Below are 22740 nucleotides of genomic sequence, written 5' to 3' on the forward strand. Positions count from 1 at the left end.
GGTTTTGAAACGTCAATTATTCGTTTCAAAACCCTATTGATCATTACGAATTACTCATATAAGGAAACAAGCTCATCGACCAGCGAGCCTACGTAAGCAACAGCCTCGCGGATCGGCTGCGGATCAGACATATCCACGCCAGCCTGTTTCATCAGATCCAGCGGACTCAGACTGCCGCCTGCCTTCAGCACCGTCAGCCAGCGGTCGATCGCAGGCTGGCCTTCTTTGCGGATAGACTGCGCTACTGCAGTCGAAGCAGTAAGACCTGCCGCATAAGTATAAGGATACAATCCCATATAGTAATGAGGCTGTCTCATCCAGGTCAGCTTCGCCGCTTCATCCAGTACCAGTTCATCTCCCCAGAAGGAGGATAAGATCTCGCCCTTAAGTTCAGAGAGCTTCTGAGCCGTAATCGGTACGTCCTTCTCTGCCAGACTGTACACACGCCGCTGCAGCTCGCCTTCCAGCAGATGGGTCACAAAGTTGTGATAGTACGTATTCAGCAGCTGCAGAATCACCCAACGGCGCATCCGCGGATCCTCAGACTGAGCCAGCAGATAATCCGCCAGAATCAGTTCGTTTAAAGTGGAAGGAGCCTCAATAAAGTAGGTTGAAGGCCGTGAGTTCACAATCTTCTGATAACGGGCCCCCAGCATCAAGTGGCCTGCATGACCTACTTCATGTGCTAATGTGAAAGCCCCGCGCATGTTGTTCGCCCATGAAATCAAAATATAGGAATGCATGCCATAAGTGGTGGAACAGAATGCACCCGTAGATTTACCGATGTTCTCTGCATAGTCCACCCAGCGGTCCTGGAACGCGTGCTGAACAATCTCGCTGTATTCCGGACCCATAACAGCCAGCGCCTTCTCAATGGTACTGCAGGCTTCTTCATATGTAACTTCAGGGTTAAAGTCCGGATCCAGTGGTGCTTTCAGATCACAAAAATACAGCTCTTCCAGACCGAGCTCACGCTTCTTCAATGCCGCCAGCTTGCGCATATGGGGAGCCAGCTCCTGCTGAATGATGTCCAGAATATTGCTATACATGCCTGTGGTTACCTGCTGCGGCTGCAGCAGCATCTCGGTCACGGATTCATAGCCGCGCAGCCGGGACATAACAACCTGCTTCTTGACCTCTGTAGCATAAGCCTCAGCAATTATATTACGGTACTTATGCAGCGTCCGTCCAAAAGAAGCAAAGGAAGCCCGCCGAAGCTCCGTATCCGGTGAAATTTCGTGGCTGTTCTCATATTGGGAGAACGATACCGGGGCCGGATTCCCTTCACCATCGACCACCTCATCGAACGTCATATCAGAGAGCTTGCCCCGCTGATAAATACGGTAGGGAGAGCCGAATACCTCTCCTAATGAAGCGAGCACACTCTCTGTTTCCGGGCTGAGCCGGTGCGCTTTATTCTGAAGCAGAAGACCGAGAAATCTCTTATAATCGGCCAATCCCTCTTCCTCCTCCAGATAGGACTCCATTGTCCCGTCCGGCAGGGAGAGAATTTCAGAATGGATAAAAGATAATGAAGACGCTATTCCGGACAGTACATCACCTGCACGGGCGGATACCATCAAATTCTCTGGATTTGTGCTGTCTTCGGATTGTCTCAGATTGGCATAGCTTGCTGCCTTGCCAATCCGCTCCTGCAGGGAACCCTGCTCCTCTAGCAGTTCCAGCAATACATGTGAACCATCGCCCAGCCTACCTTGAAAGCGCAGCAGCTTGGCAGCATCCTCCTGTACGGCCTGCAATTCCTTCTCCCACGCTTCCTTGCTTGTGAAGAGATCATTCAGATTCCAGGTTGAAGCCTCTGTTACTTCAGAACGGTTTAATAGCTTAGCCATTCGAACTCCTCCTTTGGTTATCTGCCAAAATGGTTAAAACCTCTGTGCCACATTAAAAATTAATTATCAATAAAATTATTTTAACATAATCATCTCTTTTTGTAACAAGTACCTAAAAATAAACATAACAAAAGCCGGATAGCGCAGCTACCGGCTTTTGTGACTTCAAGCTTATGGAATATACTGCTGAACGATCTCAGTCACAACCCCATTCTCAATGGTGAGATGATATGGAAATTGGCTTAAATCCAGAACAGCTGTTTTGTGATAGGCTGCCTCAAACTGTGCGAGTGAAATGACTTCATTCCATTTGACATCCACATCTTCTACCTTGCCCGTATGGTCAAAAATCTGCATTAGCACCTTGGCGTCCGGTGCAACTTTAATCTTATCATGATCCTGTGCCGTATTGACAATATAGTAACCATCTGGTGCTCCATCCAGTTCATTATCAGGTTCATTCTCCTTGAATGCCTTGTCTGCAGCTGCCCCTTCGTACCATTGAATAGGATCTTTGTCTATGTAGAGTTCTCCGTTGTCCTGGATCAACTGATTAATGAAAACAGTCTGATGCTCGGCTGTTGTCTGAACAGCGGCTGTTTTGCCGGGCTCTTCACCTTGTGCAGTTGCCACAGAAGCAGTCATAAGGGCGATTAATAATGTAAAGAGTGTCAGTTTCCATGTTGTTTTGATCATAATCCATCTCTCCCCTGCCGAGTTTTACCTGTAACATCGCTTAATAAGTCATTACCCTGTATATATCAGACCTAACCTGATTTACAGATGAAAAAACGATAAAATTATGCGTCAGCATCTCTGCTGCTTATAGTCCAACTATAAATGAAAAACCGCAGGAAAGGGTTTCAGTAATGTAAATAACTTGCAATCATTTGTTAAGAACTGCGTTAAAAAAAGGCAGAATATTAACTCTCAGAATACACACACTGTTACCAACATCTTATCCAAAACGGAGAGTGCCTGATTATGAGAAAAAAAATAACTGCAACACTGATTGTAAGTCTGATGAGTACGATGCCTTTATTGATTAACGGATGCAGCGGTACATCCAAGCAGCATAACACTGCGATGCCGCCGCCGCAGAATCGTCTCGAGACCCGTTCTTCCCAGCATTTGACCATGCAGTCACAAACACCGACTTACAGCGGACTTGTCCCTCTTTCCAAGGCTTTCCGTTCGTTAGGACTCCGCTATGAGGAGCATCAGGGTACCGCTAAAGCCGGTTACACAGATGCCGCTTATGAATGCAAGGCCGGATCATTACAGGCCAAAGCAGGCGGCCGGGAAATCAGACTTCCGGAAGCACCTGTTCAATCCGGTAATGAACTGATGATGTCTGAGGCTTCACTTGAACAACTGCTGGAGCGTCCTGTGCACTGGAATATGGCAACAGGCACCCTTGAATCCGGAGAAGTACGCGGCGGACCTGTCGAGCCGGCACCGAGCCAGGCTGAACCGAAGCAGCCTCATTCTGGGAGAGAGTCAGCAGAAGCAGTGCCTTCACGCCCGTACCATGCAACGAATAATACAGATCGCTCTGCACTGGTTGATTATGCCAAAAAATTCATGGGTACTCCGTATGATTTTGGCGCCGGCAGTTATGAGAAAGATGGCACCTTCGACTGTTCCTCATTTACCCAGCATGTTTTCTCACATTTTAATATTGATCTCCCGCGGATCGCGCGTGAACAGGCGGGTGTGGGAAGTAAAGTGTCCAGGAATCAGCTGCAGCCTGGAGATCTGATTTTCTTTACAGTACCCGGTCGTTTTCAGAATGACCGCATACCTGGGCATGTTGGTATCTATATGGGGAACGGGAAGTTTATTCATACCTGGGGAGAGCCTGGGGTTACGGTCAACGATTTGGACACCGGATATTGGCACGGCAAAATACTGTCTATGCGGGATGTCATTTAATTAAGCGTTTCTTCCCAAAATGTTATACAGGTACCGGGTCAGCACTTTAACATCAACAGGCTTCGTAAAATAGGCCTCAAAACCGGCCTGAAGCCCTTTACGGATGTCACTCTGACTGGCAAAAGAGCTGATTGCGACAGCAGGTATGTATTGGGTTAGCGGATTGGCTCTCAAGAGGGCCAGTGCTTCATATCCATCCATGACCGGAAGTGAAATATCCATCAGGATAAGATCCGGCTGGTGTTGCATTGCCAAAGGGATCGCTTTTTCAGCGGTTCTGGCCTCCAGGAGTTTGAAGCCTGGCATTTTCCGGACCACATACCGGATCAGCGTCATATTCAGCTCATTATCTTCTACGCATAAAATACTATATTCATCTAAGTTTTCCACGGTTTCCTCCCTTAAAAATAAAAAAACCAAAGAAAGGGACGAAGGTCCTTTTCTTTGGCTTATGTCTGGCTCATCCTTAGGATATCCAGTTCATTGCTACCAATTCTATTATACAGTTCTATCAGGATACAAAAGTATACGCGATAATACTCTGATCCCGTTCGAAATCCCAATCCACAAAAACATCGGACATCTCCTTGCCGCTCACCAAAGGGTCAGCAGCAGCCTCTACCAGAAATTGCTTCTCCAGCTTTCGCTTGGCTGTCTTCAGTTCCAGGTCGTAACCCATCGAGATCATTTCCTTCTCCAGCAGCAGTAAAATTCCCTGCCTGTAGATGATCAATGTCTTCGGATTGACCCACCATGAATCCATTCGTTCAGGGGCCTTTTGGACCCGTTCGCTCACATCGATGACTTTGGCATGAATCTCATTTCGGCCCGGGTAATCTTCGCTGTATTTGCTCTCCAAGTGAAATTCATCCAGCAGAGCAACAATCATGCCATTGGTATGGTGAATTCCCCAATCGTAATACAGCTCCCGTATCACAACCCCTAACTCCCGTTCCATAAAAACAGTTAACTCCGGAAGAAGTGATTTCATTAACAGTTCTCGCGTTCTGCGGAAAACTTTTTCTTCCTTTTCATTAATGAGGTGCTGCTCTACCGGGTTCATAAAATTGCGGAAATGCAGGCTGATACAATTGTGACTAAGCGACACCTGAACAGACTCAGGTCCCTTGCCGAAGCGTTCTCTCAGCAGCCTTGCTGTAAAGCTGGATATATGATTGGTTTGATTTACAGAGTTCAAGTGGAATCACTCCTTCCATTATAAACTACCGTGAAGCTAATTACATACCCCTGATCAATTTATTTTGTAATCGACGAGCACCTGTATAATTATGTATAGCTTGGTTGATCATCTGTCAGCGTGGCAGCAGACCTACCTTTTGCGCCTGAGCTTCGGTGAGAATAAATTCTTCTGACTGCCAGACATCATCGTTCTGATCCAGTCCGAACATTTGCATGATTTCCGGCCATATACCACGATCAACCGCTTCCTGTTGGCTAATGATGATTTTCATTTTTGCTCGCTCCCTTGCTTGGTTTTATTTAATGTATACCCATTCCGGATGAACATATCCCAACATAGACAAAAGACCGGGAAAAATCCCGGCCTTTTGTCTGTTTCTATACCTATTTAACCGTATTACACTTATACATTAAAAGAAAGAGGCTGCACGCATACCGGCTTGGATACCGTAACAGAAGCGCCGCTGAAGGTCAGCTTGCCTGTCGTCTGATTCACCTGGAAGGTTACGATATTATTAGCATCACGATTTGCACACAGCAGGTATTTACCGTTCGGCGTCAGAGCAAAATGACGTGGGTGTCCACCTTCTGTGGAGACATGCTCGACCAGACTCAGCTTGCCGCTGTTCCCGTCAATGGCATAGACCACAATGCTGTCATGGCCGCGGTTGGAACCATAGAGATATGCTCCGTCCTTCGATACCGTGATTTCCGCACAAGTATTCTCTCCCTCAAATCCTTCCGGCAGGGTTGGTACTGTCTGAACCTCTGTCAGACTGCCGCTCTCAGCGTCGTATGCAAAGGATGTCACCGTAGAGTCAACTTCATTAATAACGAAAGCCCATTTTCCATTCGGGTGGAATGCCAGATGACGCGGGCCTGCCCCCGGATGCAGCTTGGTCTCCCCTCTGCGGAGCAGTTTGCCGTTCTCGGCATCCAGTTCATATTTCACAATCAGATCAAGACCAAGATCCTGCACGAACAGGAACTTGCCATCCGGACTGAAGAAAGAGGAGTGAGGGTGCGGACGGTCTTGACGCTCTGGATGGGTACCGTGTCCTTCATGCTGCTGTACATCCAGGAGTTCTCCCACGCCGCCATTCTCCGTAATGGAGAGCAGGCCTACCATACCGCCATGATAGCTGACGACGATCAGGAAACGGCCGCTTGGGTCTCTCTGAATGTGACAGGTAGGTGCCCCCACTGTATTGGCACGGTTCAGGAAAGTCAGCTTGCCGGTGTCCGGATGAATCTCATAAGCTGCCGCTTCGCCAATTTTGGCACCCTCCGCCGATACTGTCTCCGCGATCGAATACAGACGTCCGCCCTTCACGTCTACATTAAGAAACGTCGGGTTCTTCAACCCGTCTACTTGATCAAGCAGTGTCAGTTGTCCAGACTGCTCATCAAAAGAATATGAATATACGCCGCTGCCTTCAGCTTCGGCATAGGAGCCTGCAAATACGAGCAAACGCTGTGTGTTCGTTGTCATTGTGTATTCCTCCAATTGTAGTTGAATTATAGTTGTTCGTCAGCCTGGGTAACCGTTCATGCATGACTAGCCCTCGGCACGGATGATCTTCGGTTCGGAGGCCAAAGCTACATTGCCTGCAATCGCTCTAGAGATCATACAGGAACTTTCGGCTTTATGTGCCAGAAGCTCTGCCTTTGTCAGAATTTCCTCCGGCGCGTCGGCTGGCAGGACGATAAGGGGCTTATGCTTGATGCTCTCATACGTGAAAATATTGTTGGTCACATCAACGATTCCCTCAGACTCGAGCGTCAGGGACTCTGCCGATATGCCGGAGCGTTCCAGCATCGCCGCCAAGGTAATGATATAACAGGTTGCTGCGGCACCCAGAAGCATTTCGTCCGGGTTGGTGCCTGTACCGGGACCTCCCATTTCCTTTGGAATAGAAATTCGGGTCCGAAGCTGGCCTGCTTCGATCTGACCCTCACTATTGCGTCCCCCATTCCATACCGCCTGGAGCAGAAAAGGGTGTTTCATGCTGATCCCTCCATTTCATTTCGTCGGGGATACCCTCATTCCGTCCCCAATTCTTCCGTTAATTCGAGTCCCTTCGTTTCTTTACCTAGGAACAATACAGCAGCTGCACCGATCAATATTGTAACAAAGAACATTAGAAAAATATGATTGATGCCGATACTGCCGCCAATCATCCAGCCCACCAGATAAGGTCCTATAACGCCGCCCACACGGCCAAAGGAGGCCGCCATGCCGACACCGGTTGAACGAACCGAAGTCGGATACAGTTCAGGGGTATAGGCATACATCCCGCCCCACGCTCCAAGATTAAAGAACGAAAGACAGATCCCGGCTGCAATTAGTGATCCGGCGCTCTCCGCATTACCGAACCAGATTGCACTTACGGCAGTAAGCACTAAATACGTGATGAGCACAAATTTGCGGCCCACTCTCTCTATCAGGTAAGCGGCCGTAAAATAACCGGGAAGCTGGGCTATGGTCATGATCAGAACGTATTCGAAACTTTTGACAAGACTGAACCCCTTATGGTTCATGACCGAAGGCAGCCACAGAAACATCCCGTAGTAAGAGAATACCACGGTAAACCACAGAATCCATAACATCACCGTCGTACGCCGGTGCGGCTTGGACCAGACCCCGGCTAGACGCTCCGAGAAGGACAGCCGCTTAACTTTTTGTCGTTCAAACCGCGGCGGGTCCTGAATGGCTCTTCTTAAATAAATGGCGTACAGTGCGGGCAGGGCACCGATGGCAAATGCGATCTGCCAGCCATAACGCGGGATGACAAAGAATGAGATCAATGCAGACAGAATCCAGCCCCCGGCCCAAAAGCTTTCCAGCAGAACGACAGCCCGGCCTCTGGAAGCTGCGGGGACAGATTCGGATACCAGGGTTGAGGCGACAGGCAGTTCCCCTCCCAGACCAAAACCCGCAATGAATCGCAGAATGCACAGGACAGTATATCCTGCAGCCAGCGCAGACAGGCCTGTAGCCACCGAGAAAATAATCAGCGTCCAGAGAAGGACGAGTCTACGTCCGAAACGGTCCGCAAAGGCCCCGGCAAAAAAGGCGCCGAACACCATGCCAATCGAGTTAATCGCCGTCAGCAGCCCTACCTGCTGCGGATTCAGACTCCAGTCATGGGCCAGCTTGGCCACGATGAAGGACAGCATTCCTACATCCATCGCATCAAACAGCCAGCTCAGTCCTGCGCTGAAGAGCAGCTTACGCTGCTTGGGCTCACGCATCAAAGAGATAGTACTCATATTCAGTTATCCTCTCCTGTATGTAATACCGGCGGCCGCCGGGAAGGAAGCAGCTGCTCCAGCGCATAAGCAGCTTCGATCAGCAAAGGCTCGCTGTATGCTGAGGCAGTCAAGGAGATGCCGAACGGCATGCCATCCTCACGAACGCCCACCGGAATCATGATAGCCGGGTAACCGGCCACAGCGGGTGAATCTGTCACGCCGGGGCATAGAATGACATCCAGTTGATGCTCGGCGATCAGCCGATCTATGCCGTCTTCCCTGGCTGCCTTCCAATCCCTCTGACGGGCCCGCCAGTAGGCTGCCTCCGTTAATGTACCGGACGTTTCCTGTTCAGCGCGCTCGAGCCAGGTCTGTCCATACCTCAAAGCCTCATCGGAATGTTGAAGGTTAAATGTAATGATATCACTCAGCGTCTTTCTGACTGCCTGCGGACCCAGCTGGGATAAATACCGGTTCAGCGCTGACTTGAACTCGTAGAGCAGTACAGTCGCATCCTCGGAGATATGAGGAAGATCGGTTCCTTCGATGATTTCTGCGCCAGCCTCCCTCATTTTCTCCAAGGTCCCATCCAGCATCCTGCGCTCTTCTTCGTCCAGCTCTTCGATGTAAGCACGGTTCACGCCAATCCGTTTGCCCATCAAGCCATCTTCCTTAAGAAAAGGGGTATAATCCTGCGGAATGTCCTCGCACGCTGAGGCTGCAAGTGTAGCTTCATCTCGAGGATCGCTTCCCGCAAGAATGCCCAGCAGGATAGCCGCATCCTCCACAGAACGAGCCAGCGGTCCAGCTGTATCCTGCGTGTATGTAATTGGAATAATTCCGCTGCGGCTGATCAGGCCCAGCGTCGGCTTGATCCCGACAATATGATTCCGGCAGGCCGGATTCAAGATGGATCCGGACGTCTCAGTCCCTATGGCAGCTGCACAGAAATTTGCTGCCACAGCCACCGCCGACCCTGTGCTCGACCCGCCAGCGTCCAGCGTCCCCGGGCCATAAGGGTTGAGGGTCTGACCGCCGCGTGAGCTGTATCCGTTCTTCATGCCTTCAGACATGAAATTTGCCCATTCCGTCATATTCGTCTTGCCTAATATGACGGCCCCTGCCTGTCTCAACCTCTTAACGAGTTCAGCATCGGAAGGAGCATAAGAATCTGCCAGCGCCAATGAGCCTGCGCTCGTATGCATGGCATCCCCCGTGTTGATGTTATCCTTGAGAAGAATCGGTATACCGTGAAGCGGTCCGCGCACCCGGTTCATGGAACGCTCGGCATCCAGCTGTTGTGCGATAAATACGGCTTCCGGGTTCAATTCGATAACGGCGTGCAGCTTAGGACCGGCTTTATCAAGCTCGGCAATGCGTGACAAGAAAGCCAGCGTGAGCTGCCGGGAAGTTATTTCGCCATCCGACATGGCTGCCTGCAAGTCCCGAATGGTGGGTTCTTCTAACGAAAAGTCCATGAATGCGTCTCCTTTATCGTGTAATAAACCGATTGTAACGCAAGTCACGAACGCAGGCGACTACTAACGCAAAAAAAACGGAAGCGCGCCGACATGGCGCACCCCCGCTCCAAGGAACTTATGACCTGCCGGACCTGGAACCCAAACCGATCAGCATAACGATGAGCACCAGCAGCTGAATGAGCGTATCTACACTCATAGCCTCGCCTCCATCCCGTTCATGCTTCCTCGGCCGTTCCTCCTCTCCCCGGATGAGCCTTTTCGTTCCCCAATTTAAACGTATGGGGGACTGAGCTTGTTCATGACTTTTTATTTTACCCAAGCCTGTTTTAAATCCATCTCCTGTACACATTCCTCATGATCATGGCTGTCATTCTCGACGAGCGGTGTTACCGGGTACAGTCTCATCGGTTGTTCATCACTCCGCAGCAGCGGCAGCAGCTCCTCAAGAGAGTCTACAGCAGGATTGAGCCACTGTTCCAGCTCCCTGCCCTGAAGAATGGCCGGCATCCGCGTATTAAATTCCGCAATGACCGGATTAGCCGGCGCCATGAGCATCGTACAGGTCCGCATCGGCTCCTTTCGGCTGTCATACCAGACCTCATAAAGGCCAGCGATGGCGAACATACCGCCGTCAGGCCGAACCGCACGTGTCATATAACTGCGTTTACCCTGCCAGCGCCGGTAATACAAACCGTCACAAGGGATGATGCAGCGGCGCGTCTCCACCATTTTGCGATAGGTCGGATTACGGTGTACGGTCTGCAGGTCTGCATGGACACAATCCTTACCCCAATAGGGCACAAACCCCCAACGGAACTCGTCCAGCACCCGTTCCCCTTCCTGATGCATAATCATCGGAATATGCTGAGTCGGACTCATGTTGTAACGGGTTTTGTAATAATACATGGACCGGCGGATGCCGAACTCCTTGCGGATATCATCCAGATCGGCTGAGAGTGAATAGCGGTTGCACATAAGCACTGCCTCCTTTTTCCACATATTGTGCGTCATGAAAGACGATTTCATACAGGAATGGAGAGCCATGCCAGCGCGCCAGACATGGAAAAATCCCCGGAAGCCTAAGCCAAGCGGGGATTTTCACCTTTTTTACTTATCGTTATTACTTCTTCTCAACAGCGTGTCCACCAAACTCGTTACGCAGAGCTGCTACAACTTTACCGTTGAACGTATCTGTGTCAAGGGAACGATAACGCATCAGCAGGGACATAGCGATAACCGGAGTAGCGGCTTGCAGATCAAGCGCCTCTTCAATTGTCCATTTGCCTTCGCCGGAAGAGTGCATAACCCCTTTGATTTCGTCCAGGTTTGCATCCTTGGAGAATGCACGCTCTGTCAGTTCCATCAGCCAAGAACGAACAACGGAACCGTTGTTCCATACGCGTGCTACTGCTTCGTAGTCGAAGTCGAAGTTACTCTTCTCAAGAACTTCAAATCCTTCCCCGATTGCTGCCATCATGCCGTATTCGACACCGTTGTGAACCATTTTGAGGTAGTGACCGCTGCCGGCTTTACCTGCATACAGGTAACCATTCTCAACAGCTGTGTCGCGGAAGATTGGCTCAACGATAGCCCAAGCTTCAGCATCGCCGCCGATCATGTAGCAAGCGCCGTTACGAGCGCCTTCCATACCGCCGGAAGTACCTACGTCCATGAAACTGATGCCGGATGGTTTCAGTGCTTCATAACGAGCGATGGATTCTTTGTAGTGGGAGTTACCTGCTTCGATGATGATGTCACCTTCAGACAGGAACGGTTTTACTTGCTCAATAACATTATCAACAATTCCGTGAGGAACCATGATCCATACAATTTTAGGAGATTGCAGAGCGCTGGTCATTTCTTCAATGCTGGAAGTTCCTTTAGCGCCGTATGCTGCCATTTCTTCAACAGCGGAAGGGTTCACGTCAAATGCCACCACTTCGTGTTTGTTGTCGATCAGGTTTTTACCAAGGTTCAAGCCCATTTTTCCAAGTCCGATTAGTCCGAGTTGCATGTTGTTATGCCTCCTACTTTGTCTTTGATTCATTTGTTTAAAGCTTTGTATATAATCAGGTTACTACGACGAGCGGTTCCGGCTCTAAATTAAACGTGGATTGCCACGTTCGCAGCAGAGGCCTTCTTCTCGTCAAGCCACCAGGTAAAACCATTTTCAGCAACCAGGTTGTCCGAAGCTTCAGGACCGTTGGAGCCTGCAGGATAGTGATGCAGGGTTACGCGGTTAGCTTCAAAAGCTTCCAGTACAGGTTGTACCCACTGCCAGGACAATTCAACCTCGTTCCAGTGTGCGAAGAAGGTGGAATCACCGCGTAGAGCATCAAAGATCAGACGCTCATAAGCTTCAGGTACGTCTTTCTGGCTGGCGGAGAAGTTCATGTTGATCGTTCCGATTTTACCGTCGTTGAACGGATTTTTGCTGTTCAGTTGAAGACTTACGCCTTCGTCCGGTCCGATATTAATAACCAGCAGGTTAGGAACAATCTCTTCTTGATTGGCTGCATAAGGATTATTCGCCGCATCTTTGAATTGAACTACGATGCGAGTCGACTTCTCATGCATGCGTTTGCCTGTGCGAATGTAGAATGGAACGCCTTTCCATTGCTCGTCATCAATCCACAAGCGTGCTGCTACAAATGTATCGTTATGAGAATCTGGTCCAATACCTGGCTCGGAAGTGTATCCAGGAACCTGAGTTCCTTTCATTTCACCGGCACTGTATTGGCCGCGAATGATGTCAGTCTGGATACTTTTCTCATCCAGCGGACGCAGAGCTTCAATAACCTTGCGCTTGGAAGCGCGGATATCCTTCGCAGTAACCTGCTTCGGTTCGCTCATCGCCGTCATCATCAGCATTTGCAGCATGTGATTCTGAATCATGTCACGGATGGCACCAGAAGTGTCATAGTATCCGGCACGATCTTCAACACCCACCGTTTCGGAAGCTGTAATTTGAACGTTCGCAATGTGTTTGTTGTTCCAGATGCCCTGCATCAGCGGGTTCGCAAATTTCAGAGCTTCCAGGTTCTGTACCATCGGCTTACCGAGATAATGGTCAATACGGAAAATTTCATCTTCCTCAAATGCTTTGCTGAGGTTGGTGTTCAGCTCGCGGGCCGATTCGAGGTCATGGCCAAACGGCTTCTCGATGATCAGACGCTTCCAGCCTGTAGTATCACCAAGCCCGCTCTCATTGATGTTCAATGCAATGACATCGAAAAATTCCGGTGCTACCGACAGGTAGAACAAACGGTTCTGAGGAATGTTCAGTTCTTCTTCACGGGCAGTTACCAGGTCAAGCAGCTTCTTATAATCTTCAGGATGAGCATTGTTCAGCGAGCAATAACGGAAAGCATTAACGAACTGTTCACGCTGTGCAGTGTCATCAGACAGGCGTCTGGAGAAATCAGTCAGTGACTGATCCACATTGCTTTGAAATTGAGCATCAGACAGCTCTCTGCGGCCAAGACCGATTACAGAAAATGAAGCCGGGATTTTTCCATCCACGTACAGGTTATATAGGGCGGGATAAATCTTTCTTTTAGCAAGATCCCCCGTCGCACCAAACAATACAAAAGTCATTGAGTCCATGCGTTATTCCTTCTTCCCAGAGAGTTAAGGTTATTTTTAGTTACCCGATAAAATATCGTAACCATATTACACCCATTGGCACAAATTCGTCAACAAAAAAATGTCTATTTTGTGAAAAAAATATCGAACTTTTCATGATAGCGTTTTATCCTTTAATGATAGCGCTTTATATGTTATTATTTGTGGGGTGAATTCCATTTTCTTGAAAATGATACTGCATGGCAATCTTTTTCGTTTGAAGTTATAATAAGGTAACCTGTTAACAAAAGATAACCAAAATGAATAGAGGGAAAAGACGATGGATGGCGACAAGCAGCAGTCAAAACTCATGTGCCGCAAGGTCGAACAATCGTACCAAATGATCAGCAAAAAATGGGCGCTGCCCATTATCCACAGCCTGATGGACGAACCCAAGCGCTTCAGCGAGATTAACGCCTATATTCCTGATCTTAGTAAGCGTATGCTTAACGAACGGATCAAGGAGCTTGAGGAATTGGGTATCATCATCCGCAATGTGATCGCAGAGCGTCCTGTTCGTACCGAATATTCCTTAACCCGTAAGGGCAAGGAGCTTGGCAATGCTCTGAACAATGTCGTGGAATGGGCCGAGAAATGGTTATGAAACCTGTAATGCAATGACATTTATCACCCGCCTCTTGTTCTACAGCTTGCCGCCGTTTTTTTTCGTGTAAGTTGTCATTATTTCGAGAAACAAATACCGGTTACCGTATTGACAAATGGATTTCACCATATACGGTTGACCATTTGACGGCGGTCTATGCGCCACCAAGCATCTCACCAAAGATTGGAATGAAGACATTATGGCATTTGGAATTAACCGGGAGGAATTAGATACGTGGAAACAAAACGTTGCCTCAGGCCAAATTGCATTTCTGACTCATTACTGGATGGATGAACGGTTTCCGGGTGTTACTTCCGTGACGAAGGTGGGCTGTGCCGATCTGGATAAATTAACGGCCTGGTGCCTCGAGCACAAGCTGGATCCCCGCTATATCCATAAACGTAATGCATACCCTCATTTCGACCTGATGGGCAGCAAGCAGCGGGAGGTTCTGCTGCAGGAAGGCATGATGCATCAAATCGATCGTTTCCGACTCTGATATGGCTTAGTCATGCTGTTCCGATGGATAAATCTTATATCGGTTTGTGAAGCCAAAGTTTCAAGCTCTGCCGCAAGGTTAATAACATAACAGATTGCAATACAGAATGATTGAGTCCAATTGATTCATCAACGAAGAGTACATCGAGACCAATTGGCACATTCTATATCGTAATTTCCGAAAGTGAAACTATCATCTGTCATGATATTAAAGGAGGAGAATGAAAATGGCTGAACAACAACATGTGGTGAATAAAGACGGGGAAGTTGATTTGAACAAGGTGGATAACACCATCGAGCGCATGGATGCCGGTCGCAAAGACGAAATCTTGCAGAGCTTTGACGAATTCAAATCCTATCTGAACAAACGGATCGCGATCGGTGAGAGTATCGGTCTGGGCGAAGAGCAGCTGGCTAAGGTAGCCCAGAAGGTTGCAGGCTATCTTGCTGCTAATGAAGAGCCTCGTAACCGTGAGGAGAAAGTACTTCAGGAACTGTGGAAGGTCGGAACCGAAGAAGAACAGCATAAGCTGGCTCATCTTCTGGTTAAACTGGCTCAAGCTGCTGATTAAGTCGGTTTATATAATAATAAAATTTTGCAGCATTTCAAAAAGGATGTTCCCATGGGAACATCCTTTTTGAGCAGGCTTCTTCAGCTATGCATGGACTTGATGGTCATAGATCGTAGTCCGGTTCCGTCCAGCCGCCTTGGAGGCATACATAGCCTGATCCGCAGCATGAATCAGCGCCTCCATTTCCAGCCCGTCCTGAGGGTACATGGCAACCCCTAATGATATGGTTACGGGTTTACCTGCAGGTCCCTTCTGTTGTTCGATTGCCTTGCGAAGCTTCTCCGCAGCCTTGAGCCCACAGCTTCGCTCCTCGCACGGCAAAAGCAGGGCAAATTCTTCGCCACCATAACGGAACGACAGCTGCCCTTTTACCGAATTTTTCACCATTACCTCGGCCAGCGTACGGAGAACATCATCGCCGATCAGATGACCGTACGTGTCATTGACAATCTTAAAGCGGTCAATATCCAGTAAAATAAGCGCAAACGGCCGGTCTGAGTCCGTCCATTCCTTTAGCACAACGTCAAACGTTTTACGGTTGGCTAAGCCTGTAAGCCCGTCAATCCGGTTCTCGGTCTTCAGCAGTTCGATTTGGGTATCAATTTGTGTAAATGCGGAGCGCATACTCTCGTATAACAAATTCACTTCATAGGTTCTAGAATAGATTTCCGGCATAGAAACCGTATTTTCTTTGCGGCTGCCCGTCGCTTGACTTGAATATTCGGCCAGCTGATGCAGCGGTTTGGAAATGCGGTGTGCTACCCACCAGCCCACAAGCATAATTAAACCCAGGAACGGCAGGGATTGCAAAATAAGGCGGATCCGCAGCTGGTATAAAGGTTTATCAATGACGGATACAGGCGTCTGCGCGATGATCCCCCATCCGGTAACATTCTCAAAGGCATAACCGGCAAAAAAGGGAACCCCTTTGGTATTTAATATCTGTAAATACCCGCTCTGTCCCATCGTTACCCGGCGTACAGCTTCATTGCTGATGACATCTTCGCCGATACGGGAACTGTCAGGGTGGTAGATCAGGCGTCCACTGGAATCCACCACATATACATAAGAACCATTGCCAAAAAAGTGTTCCTCCAGTGTCCGGTTGAGCGAGTTGTTTTCCTCCAGATAGATGGTCCCGCCAACAAACCCTTTGTAGCGATCCTCGTTGTCCAGAATTGGTACCGAAACCAGAATGATCAGACGGCCTGTCTTAGATATATAAGGCTTGGATACATAGGGACGCTTCGACAGGTTTGCTTCCTCACTTGCTTTGGAGTTTAGCTTTCCGCCAACTGACACCCCCGTCGTCCCCGGTGTTATAGCCTTGATAATCCGCTGATTGTCTACGACAAATAATGAATTGAAATACTGCTTGTTACCCATAAAGAGGTCCCCAAGGTATTCTTCCCGGATCTCTCCATCCCGCTTGGCGACGGCAGCGATGGATTCCAGATTCTCCTGCATGGTATCGAGCAGCTCGGCCGTATTGGCCGAAACCTTCTGGGCATATTGGTAATTACTTACCAGATAACTGGATACAAGGGAGTTGCGGTTCCCTTCAATGGCAGCCATCAGGCTGATAATAAGCGCTAATATGACAGCACTGACGACCAGCAGGCTGATAATCAGCCGTAATGTCAGTAACTTCGGCCTATAGGAATGCAAGGTAGCACCTCATCTATCTCATAATCGTAATTGTACACAGCTTCTCTGGCAAAAGATTCGACATCTTATGACAGCTTTCCTTTAGATGTTTCAAAAAAGAACAGTTTCCGGGGAAACTGTTCTCCATTATACCTGATTTGTACGCATTATGGGATACTAAGACTTCATGCTCTCCTTCATTTTGGTTAATGTCTTATGAATCCAGATCGCCGACATATTTCCTTCGCCCATGGCTACAGTCGCCTGCTCGGAGTGAGCCCCGATATCGCCTGCCGCCCATACCCCTTCAACATTTGTCATTTTGCTGCGGGCATTTGTTTCAATATGCTTATTATGAAGCAGATCCACACCCAGCTGCTCTGCCAGCTCGCTGTGGACGTGGTTGTGACCGAAAGCGATGAATCCCTGTTCCGCATCCAATCGGCGTCCTGAAGCCAAGGTCAGCCCGCTGATCTGGCCGTCTCCCTCTGTCAGCACTTCCCGGATGGGGTCTTCGATATACTCAATCCCGGCTTCGTTCAGAGAGTGCATCAAGTCATCAGGGATCTCAGTTCCCTCGTGATTGACATAGATGAGCTCCTGGGTCCGGGCCGAGAGAATGAGGGCCATATGGGCTCCAGCTTTGCCGGATCCCATCACAACGGTACGCTTACCTTCGATCTCATAACCGTCACAGTCCGGGCACACATAGACTGACAAGCCCAGCGTCTCGACCAGGCCGGGAAGCGGCGGAAATCGGTCGGTAAGCCCTGTTGCCAGCAGCAGTGTGGCCGACGTGTACTGTGCACCGGATTCTAGACTGATGACGAAGCCATCACCTTCTTTTGCCGCCTTAACCGCCTTGCCTTCGACGAATTCAATGTTATGCTTCAGCGCCTGCTCTTTCCCTCTGCGCCGCAGCTCAGGTCCGGAAATTCCGTCAGGAAATCCGAGAATATTATGATAATTTCGGCTGAGCGTAGATCTTCCATAACCCGAGTCAATCACGAGCACTTTGTGAACGGTATATCTCCCCAGTTGGATAGCTGCCTGAAGTCCTGCAATTCCTCCGCCGATGATAATGCAATCATATTGGTAAGGCATGGTTTTCCTCCATTCTCTGTACTTACTATTTTCTTGTAACACAATTTATGTAAACATCTGAACGGTTTTCAAACTTTTCCGCGGACTAGTTTCATATTTTTTATTGTGTTCCAGCATTTCATGTGCAATTTATCTCTTCCCGTCTCACACAAGTCTTTCCATCTGGAATTAGGTGTTCTCCATATACAATAAAACCTTTCCCGTGCTATTCCTGCTTTCGATAAATTGATGGGCTAACGGAGCATCTTTCAAGGAAAATTTCTGACTGATTTTAATCGTAACCTGCCCATTTTCTAACATCCGGAATACTTGTAATGAAGTATCCCTAAGTACTTCTGGCTGCTCTTTCCTTGTTGTTCCCAGGCTAAACCCAAGAACAGAACGACAACTTGAATGGAGTTCACTTGTTTGGAATTGTCCATATGCTCCGCTTGAATTCCCGAATACAACCAAGCGTCCATATTTAGATAGACAATTCATGCTTTGCTCTGATATTTTTCCGCCAATGGAGTCCAATATAATATTGACACCCTTACCATGGGTTAATTCATTCACTTTTTGTGAAAAGTTCTCATTGGTATAGCAAATCACTGCATCGGCACCCGCATCTAACGCCACAGAAATTTTTGAATTGTTACCTACAGTTCCAATGACCGTTTTTGCACCTAACGCTTTTGCAACTTGAATAGCTGTTGTTCCTACTCCCCCAGAGGCAGAATGAATAAGAACCTGTTCCCCAACTTGTATTTTAGCTACGTCAGCAAGCAGTTTATAAGACAAAAATGTAACAATACCACATGAACCCGCAACCTCAAAACTAATAGAATCAGGAATCGCAAAAGTTAAATTTTCATCTGCAGCCATGTACTCTGCATAAGAACCGTTTTGAGGAAACGCCAACACTCGTTGACCTACAGACAAGGAAGTTACTTCATCTCCAACTTGTTCAATGATTCCCGATGCCTCCAGTCCAGGAATAAATGGAAGTTTCCCTTGCCCTTTGTTGCCATATCTCGTTTTAACATCAGCAAAATTAACACTGGTCACCATTACACGAATCAAGACTTGTTTTGGACGTATTGAAGGGATCTCAACGTCGACATATTTCATATTTTCGATTGATCCAAACTGTTCGACAATAATGGCTTTAATATCAATCACCCTCTTGTTTCATTCTATAAAACGAAGTTCCATTTCTGTTTCGATTATATACTAATTGTGGAAATCAACAAACTTTTTCTTTTTCGATTTTTAAAGGAGGACAGCAAAAAAACGCCCCGGGCTTGGCCCGAAGCGTTATGATTTGTTACTTCTTGATTTTGACACGCTCTTCAATCGGCTGGAATTCCTTCTCACCTGGTTCGAAGGTAGGTTTACCGAACGGCATTTGAGCGATAAGACGCCAGTTTTCGGGAATGCTCCACTCCAGCTTCACCTTCTCATCAATGAGAGGGTTATAATGCTGCAGGGATGCTCCCAGGCCTTCCTGCTCAAGCAGGGTCCATACAACCAGCTGAAGCATGCCGTTGGACTGATTAGCCCAAATCGGGAAATTATCGGCATAGGAAGCGTAATCCTGCTGAAGCTGGGCAATGACATTGTTGTCTTCAAAGAACAAAATCGTTCCGTAGCCGCTGCGGAAGCTTTCCATTTTATCAGCAGTTGATTTAAAAGCCTCTGCGTTCCCTACAATATCCCGAAGGATGTCTTCTGTAAAGCTCCACAATTTGTCATGCTGTTCACCCAGAAGTACAACCGCACGGGAAGTCTGGGAGTTGAAAGAGGTCGGTGTATATTTCACCGCTTCTTCCACAATTTCCTGAATACGTGCGTCAGATACCGTAATATCCTTGCTGATTCCGTAGTAAGAACGTCTTTCTTTCAGGGCAGTCAAAAAATCTTTAGCCATTATATTTCCTCCTTAAATTTACTAACATACTTTTCGTAACTAAATATATATTACACAGCTTAATTAGTCAAGAACTTCTCTTATCTATTTTATTGATTTAAACAAACTCTATACAGAAATCAGGAATATTTCATAACCAGCAAGCATTTCGTCCGCTTAAGGCAAAAAAACAACCTCCAAAAACATCCGGCTATGCCGGACGTCTTGAAGGCTGCATTATACCTGCGGTTTGTATTTATTTTCACTGGAAGATTGATGTTTCGTCTCTTCGCCGTGTTTCTCTTCGCGCTGCTCCATTTTCAGATCTTCCATCGGGATTGCGTCTACGTTCTGCTCGCTCTCGAACCGGTCAAATAAGCTTTCCTCATCTGTCGGATACTGCTCTGGATGATCCCGGTTGCCGAGCTGATCCAGCTTGCGTGCCTTCTCGTCATTGTGGGCCATGGTAATTCCTCCTTTTACAGAAGTCTTACCTTCTTTATACCTGTTTGACGGCGAGACTAAACATGTATCTGAACATATCCGGGCCTTTTCACTGATTCAAGCCCTTTTTCAAAGCCTCCAGATTTTGCTTCATGACCCCGATATAGTCCAGATTCTGCGCCTTTTCTTCATCGGTTAACCCTTCCAACGGATTCAGCACAGCCGTCTCTGCACCAACCTCCTTGGCAATCGTATCCGCTACCTTGGAAGTCACCAGTGTCTCGAAGTAAATCGTCTTCACTTTATGTTCCCTGGCAAAATTAACAATGCCCGCCATCTGCTCTGCCGAAGGCTCCTGCTCCGGTGACAAGCCCGCAATCGGTACCTGTTCCAGACCGTAATCTTTGGCCAGATAACCAAAAGCAGCATGCTGTGTAATAAAGTCTTTGCGTTTCACTTGGGCAAAAGCGCTCTTGAATTCCTGGTCCAGCTGTCCCAGCTTTGCTGCGTAAGCGTCCGCATTCGCCTTGTACGTCTCCTTGTTGTCCGGATCTGCCTTCCCCAGAGCCGCCTCAATCGCCCGGACCTCCTGTACGGCACGAACCGGTGACAGCCATACATGCGGATCCAGACCGCCATGATCGTGATCATCATGACCGGCTTCTTCCGCTTCATGATCTTCCTCTTCCGTGCCTTCCATCATGTCCTGACCTTTACTGGCCTCCACGACGGTCAAGCTGCTGCCATCGGCTGCGCTGAGCACCTGGTCAACCCAGCCCTCAAGACCGGCCCCGTTATATACGAATACATCCGCATCCTGAATCTTGGCTATATCCTTGGGAGAGGGCTCCCAGTCATGCGGCTCCACGCCGGCGGGAATCAGCGATTCTACATCCGCCAGATCTCCTGCTACCTGCTTGGTAAATTCATACATCGGGTAAAAGCTCGTCTCAATCTTAAGCTTGGCTTCTCCGCTGCCGGATGTCTTTCCCTCTGATTTGTCATTGCCGCAGCCTGTGAGCAAAACAGCTCCTGTCAGGATAAGTGCAGCACTTGCGGTCCACATTCTCAACATTCATTCATCTCCTGTTATCCTTTGTATATTCATGAGAGCGGCTTGGCTCTCGCAAAGGAATGTTATTTTTGCGGCGCAGCCGGTTAACCAGCTTTTGCACCGCGATACCTATAAGGAGGAATGCAAGCAGAATCAGCGCAATCGTACCACCCGGAGGCGTATCGATATAATACGAAGTTGTGAGGCCTCCGAACATACCGACCATCCCCAGAGCAATTGCGATAAGTACGGTGGCTGTAAAGCCGCTGGCAATCCGCAGCGCAAGCGCTGCAGGCAGAACCATCAGCGAAGATACGAGCAGTACACCGACAATCGGCATCGCCGCCGACACGGTCATCCCGGTAAGAATCGCGAACGAGAAGGACAACATTCGCACCTTGATTCCGCTGATCTGGGCAGTCTCCTCATCAAAGGTCAAGCTGTACAGGGGACGACGGAGTACGGAAAAATAAATCAGGCCGATAACCGTTACACAGGCGATCAGAATAAGCTGGGTTGTGCTGACAGCGACAATAGAACCGAATAGGTAAGAGCTGAAGCTGCGGCTGCTGTTTTGTTTAAGACTCATGAACACGACAGCGAAGGCAAGTCCGGATGTCATCATGATGGCAACCGGCACCTCGCTGTATGTCCGGTATGTACGCCGCATCTGTTCAATCACCAGTCCTGCCAGTATGGCGACCAGAAAACCGGTCAATGTAGGATTGATGCCAAAAAAGGTTCCCAGGGCAACACCGGCAAGTGAAACGTGTGACAGTGTGTCCGCCATCAGCACCTGCCGGCGCAGCATGAGGTACACGCCCAGAATCGGGCCGATGACCGCAATCAGGCCTCCGGCCCAAAATGCGCGCTGCATGAATTCGTAATCAAACATTGCCATCCCTCCTGCTCCTTCCGTTCCAGAGTAATTAATCGGTCGAGGAAGGGCCCTGTCTCTTCCAGGCTGTGGGTTACCATGATAACCGTTCTTCCATGCCCAGTCACATTGTGACGGAGCAGCTCATACAGCCCCATCCGGCTCTCTTTGTCCATTCCTGTAGCGGGTTCATCCAGAACCAGTACGTCCGGCTCTTGTGCAAAAGCCCGGGCAAGACAAATCCGCTGCTTCTGTCCGCCGGACAAATCACCGATGCGGCGGTCACGATATTCCCACATCCCCACCTGCTTCAGACTGGTCTCTACCAGTCTATCCATTTCCGGTGTGAATCTGCGGAAAAGCCCCAGTTTCGCATAACAGCCTGAACGAACCAGTTCAATGACCTTGCTGGGAAAACCGCTGTTGAACGAGGCTACCTGCTGCGGCACGTAACCTACTGCAGATTTCCCCTTAAGAGCCTGACCGAGCTGAACACTGCCCGTCCACGGCTTGAGCAATCCCAGCATTAATTTAATCATCGTCGTCTTGGCAGCCCCGTTTGGGCCGGTAATGCCGACAAACTCTCCTGCATGAATATCGAGTGACACCTGTTCAACCACTGGTGTATCGCCGTAGCCGAACGTCACGTCCCTCATGGATGTTACCAACATGTATCGTACGTCCCCTTTGTATGACCGCTATAG

At 48.7% G+C, this 22740-nt stretch carries 25 protein-coding genes; 4 read left to right on the top strand and 21 right to left on the bottom strand.

Going from position 1 to position 22740, the window contains the following annotated elements; genetic code table 11:
• Positions 1-50: 50 nt before the first annotated feature.
• Both pepF and Q5741_RS04535 read right to left on the bottom strand, forming a co-directional pair.
• On the bottom strand, positions 51-1853 hold the full coding sequence (gene pepF, locus Q5741_RS04530) for an oligoendopeptidase F (protein WP_305022877.1): 1803 nt from the start codon (positions 1851-1853) through the stop codon (positions 51-53).
• Positions 1854-2024: 171 nt separating this feature from the next.
• Complete coding sequence (locus Q5741_RS04535) at positions 2025-2549, bottom strand: hypothetical protein (RefSeq protein ID WP_305022878.1); 525 nt, start codon at positions 2547-2549, stop codon at positions 2025-2027.
• Positions 2550-2837: 288 nt separating this feature from the next.
• Between Q5741_RS04535 and Q5741_RS04540 the strand changes: the two genes are divergently transcribed.
• Positions 2838-3788 (top strand): C40 family peptidase, encoded by a 951-nt coding sequence (locus Q5741_RS04540; protein ID WP_305022879.1) that lies wholly within the window; start codon positions 2838-2840, stop codon positions 3786-3788.
• Here Q5741_RS04540 and Q5741_RS04545 read toward each other — a convergent pair whose 3' ends face one another.
• From Q5741_RS04545 to zwf, 11 genes are all read right to left on the bottom strand, one after another.
• Positions 3789-4178, bottom strand: a complete 390-nt coding sequence (locus Q5741_RS04545) for a response regulator (protein ID WP_305022880.1) — start codon at positions 4176-4178, stop codon at positions 3789-3791.
• Positions 4179-4299: 121 nt separating this feature from the next.
• On the bottom strand, positions 4300-4986 hold the full coding sequence (locus Q5741_RS04550) for a Na-translocating system protein MpsC family protein (protein WP_305022881.1): 687 nt from the start codon (positions 4984-4986) through the stop codon (positions 4300-4302).
• 115 nt (positions 4987-5101) lie between these two features.
• Complete coding sequence (locus tag Q5741_RS04555) at positions 5102-5260, bottom strand: hypothetical protein (RefSeq protein ID WP_305022882.1); 159 nt, start codon at positions 5258-5260, stop codon at positions 5102-5104.
• A 131-nt stretch (positions 5261-5391) separates the two neighbouring features.
• A complete protein-coding gene (locus tag Q5741_RS04560; protein ID WP_305022883.1) occupies positions 5392-6480 on the bottom strand; it encodes a lactonase family protein in 1089 nt (362 codons plus the stop codon).
• 66 nt (positions 6481-6546) lie between these two features.
• A complete protein-coding gene (locus Q5741_RS04565) occupies positions 6547-6996 on the bottom strand; it encodes an OsmC family protein (protein WP_305022884.1) in 450 nt (149 codons plus the stop codon).
• 35 nt (positions 6997-7031) lie between these two features.
• Complete coding sequence (locus Q5741_RS04570) at positions 7032-8261, bottom strand: MFS transporter (protein ID WP_305022885.1); 1230 nt, start codon at positions 8259-8261, stop codon at positions 7032-7034.
• Between the two features lie 2 nt (positions 8262-8263).
• A complete protein-coding gene (locus Q5741_RS04575; protein ID WP_305022886.1) occupies positions 8264-9721 on the bottom strand; it encodes an amidase family protein in 1458 nt (485 codons plus the stop codon).
• A gap of 118 nt (positions 9722-9839) precedes the next feature.
• The gene (locus tag Q5741_RS04580) at positions 9840-10043 is read right to left on the bottom strand and encodes a hypothetical protein (protein ID WP_305022887.1); all 204 of its coding nucleotides are present in this window, start codon (positions 10041-10043) and stop codon (positions 9840-9842) included.
• On the bottom strand, positions 10031-10699 hold the full coding sequence (locus tag Q5741_RS04585; protein WP_305022888.1) for an SOS response-associated peptidase: 669 nt from the start codon (positions 10697-10699) through the stop codon (positions 10031-10033). The genes Q5741_RS04580 and Q5741_RS04585 overlap by 13 nt, the downstream gene beginning before the upstream one ends.
• A gap of 145 nt (positions 10700-10844) precedes the next feature.
• Positions 10845-11738, bottom strand: a complete 894-nt coding sequence (gnd, locus tag Q5741_RS04590) for a phosphogluconate dehydrogenase (NAD(+)-dependent, decarboxylating) (RefSeq protein WP_305022889.1) — start codon at positions 11736-11738, stop codon at positions 10845-10847.
• Between the two features lie 89 nt (positions 11739-11827).
• Positions 11828-13330 carry a glucose-6-phosphate dehydrogenase gene (gene zwf, locus Q5741_RS04595; protein WP_305022890.1) on the bottom strand — a complete coding sequence of 501 codons (1503 nt, stop codon included), beginning with the start codon at positions 13328-13330 and terminating at the stop codon, positions 11828-11830.
• A gap of 298 nt (positions 13331-13628) precedes the next feature.
• Between zwf and Q5741_RS04600 the strand changes: the two genes are divergently transcribed.
• From Q5741_RS04600 to Q5741_RS04610, 3 genes are all read left to right on the top strand, one after another.
• Positions 13629-13952 carry a winged helix-turn-helix transcriptional regulator gene (locus tag Q5741_RS04600; protein WP_305022891.1) on the top strand — a complete coding sequence of 108 codons (324 nt, stop codon included), beginning with the start codon at positions 13629-13631 and terminating at the stop codon, positions 13950-13952.
• A gap of 199 nt (positions 13953-14151) precedes the next feature.
• Positions 14152-14451 (top strand): hypothetical protein, encoded by a 300-nt coding sequence (locus Q5741_RS04605; protein ID WP_305022892.1) that lies wholly within the window; start codon positions 14152-14154, stop codon positions 14449-14451.
• A gap of 226 nt (positions 14452-14677) precedes the next feature.
• Positions 14678-15022 (top strand): DUF3243 domain-containing protein, encoded by a 345-nt coding sequence (locus Q5741_RS04610; RefSeq protein ID WP_305022893.1) that lies wholly within the window; start codon positions 14678-14680, stop codon positions 15020-15022.
• An 84-nt stretch (positions 15023-15106) separates the two neighbouring features.
• On the opposite strand, the gene Q5741_RS04615 is transcribed toward Q5741_RS04610, so the two are convergent.
• The 8 genes from Q5741_RS04615 to Q5741_RS04650 form a co-directional block, all read right to left on the bottom strand.
• A complete protein-coding gene (locus Q5741_RS04615) occupies positions 15107-16690 on the bottom strand; it encodes a sensor domain-containing diguanylate cyclase (protein ID WP_305022894.1) in 1584 nt (527 codons plus the stop codon).
• Positions 16691-16846: 156 nt separating this feature from the next.
• Entirely contained in the window at positions 16847-17773 is a 927-nt protein-coding gene (locus Q5741_RS04620; protein WP_305022895.1) for an NAD(P)/FAD-dependent oxidoreductase, read from the bottom strand.
• Between the two features lie 168 nt (positions 17774-17941).
• On the bottom strand, positions 17942-18925 hold the full coding sequence (locus Q5741_RS04625) for a quinone oxidoreductase family protein (protein ID WP_305023326.1): 984 nt from the start codon (positions 18923-18925) through the stop codon (positions 17942-17944).
• A 154-nt stretch (positions 18926-19079) separates the two neighbouring features.
• Positions 19080-19682, bottom strand: a complete 603-nt coding sequence (locus Q5741_RS04630) for a nitroreductase family protein (RefSeq protein WP_305022896.1) — start codon at positions 19680-19682, stop codon at positions 19080-19082.
• A 216-nt stretch (positions 19683-19898) separates the two neighbouring features.
• Positions 19899-20126: a hypothetical protein gene (locus Q5741_RS04635; protein ID WP_305022897.1), complete on the bottom strand. Its 228-nt coding sequence runs from the start codon at positions 20124-20126 to the stop codon at positions 19899-19901.
• An 88-nt stretch (positions 20127-20214) separates the two neighbouring features.
• Positions 20215-21177 carry a metal ABC transporter substrate-binding protein gene (locus tag Q5741_RS04640; RefSeq protein ID WP_407074321.1) on the bottom strand — a complete coding sequence of 321 codons (963 nt, stop codon included), beginning with the start codon at positions 21175-21177 and terminating at the stop codon, positions 20215-20217.
• Positions 21178-21184: 7 nt separating this feature from the next.
• Entirely contained in the window at positions 21185-22060 is an 876-nt protein-coding gene (locus Q5741_RS04645; RefSeq protein ID WP_305022899.1) for a metal ABC transporter permease, read from the bottom strand.
• A complete protein-coding gene (locus Q5741_RS04650; RefSeq protein ID WP_305022900.1) occupies positions 22006-22707 on the bottom strand; it encodes a metal ABC transporter ATP-binding protein in 702 nt (233 codons plus the stop codon). Before Q5741_RS04650 ends, Q5741_RS04645 begins: the two co-directional genes overlap by 55 nt.
• Between the last annotated feature and the right edge of the window lie 33 nt (positions 22708-22740).

Source organism: Paenibacillus lacisoli, assembly GCF_030580655.1.
Taxonomy (GTDB): Bacteria; Bacillota; Bacilli; order Paenibacillales; family Paenibacillaceae; genus Paenibacillus; species Paenibacillus lacisoli.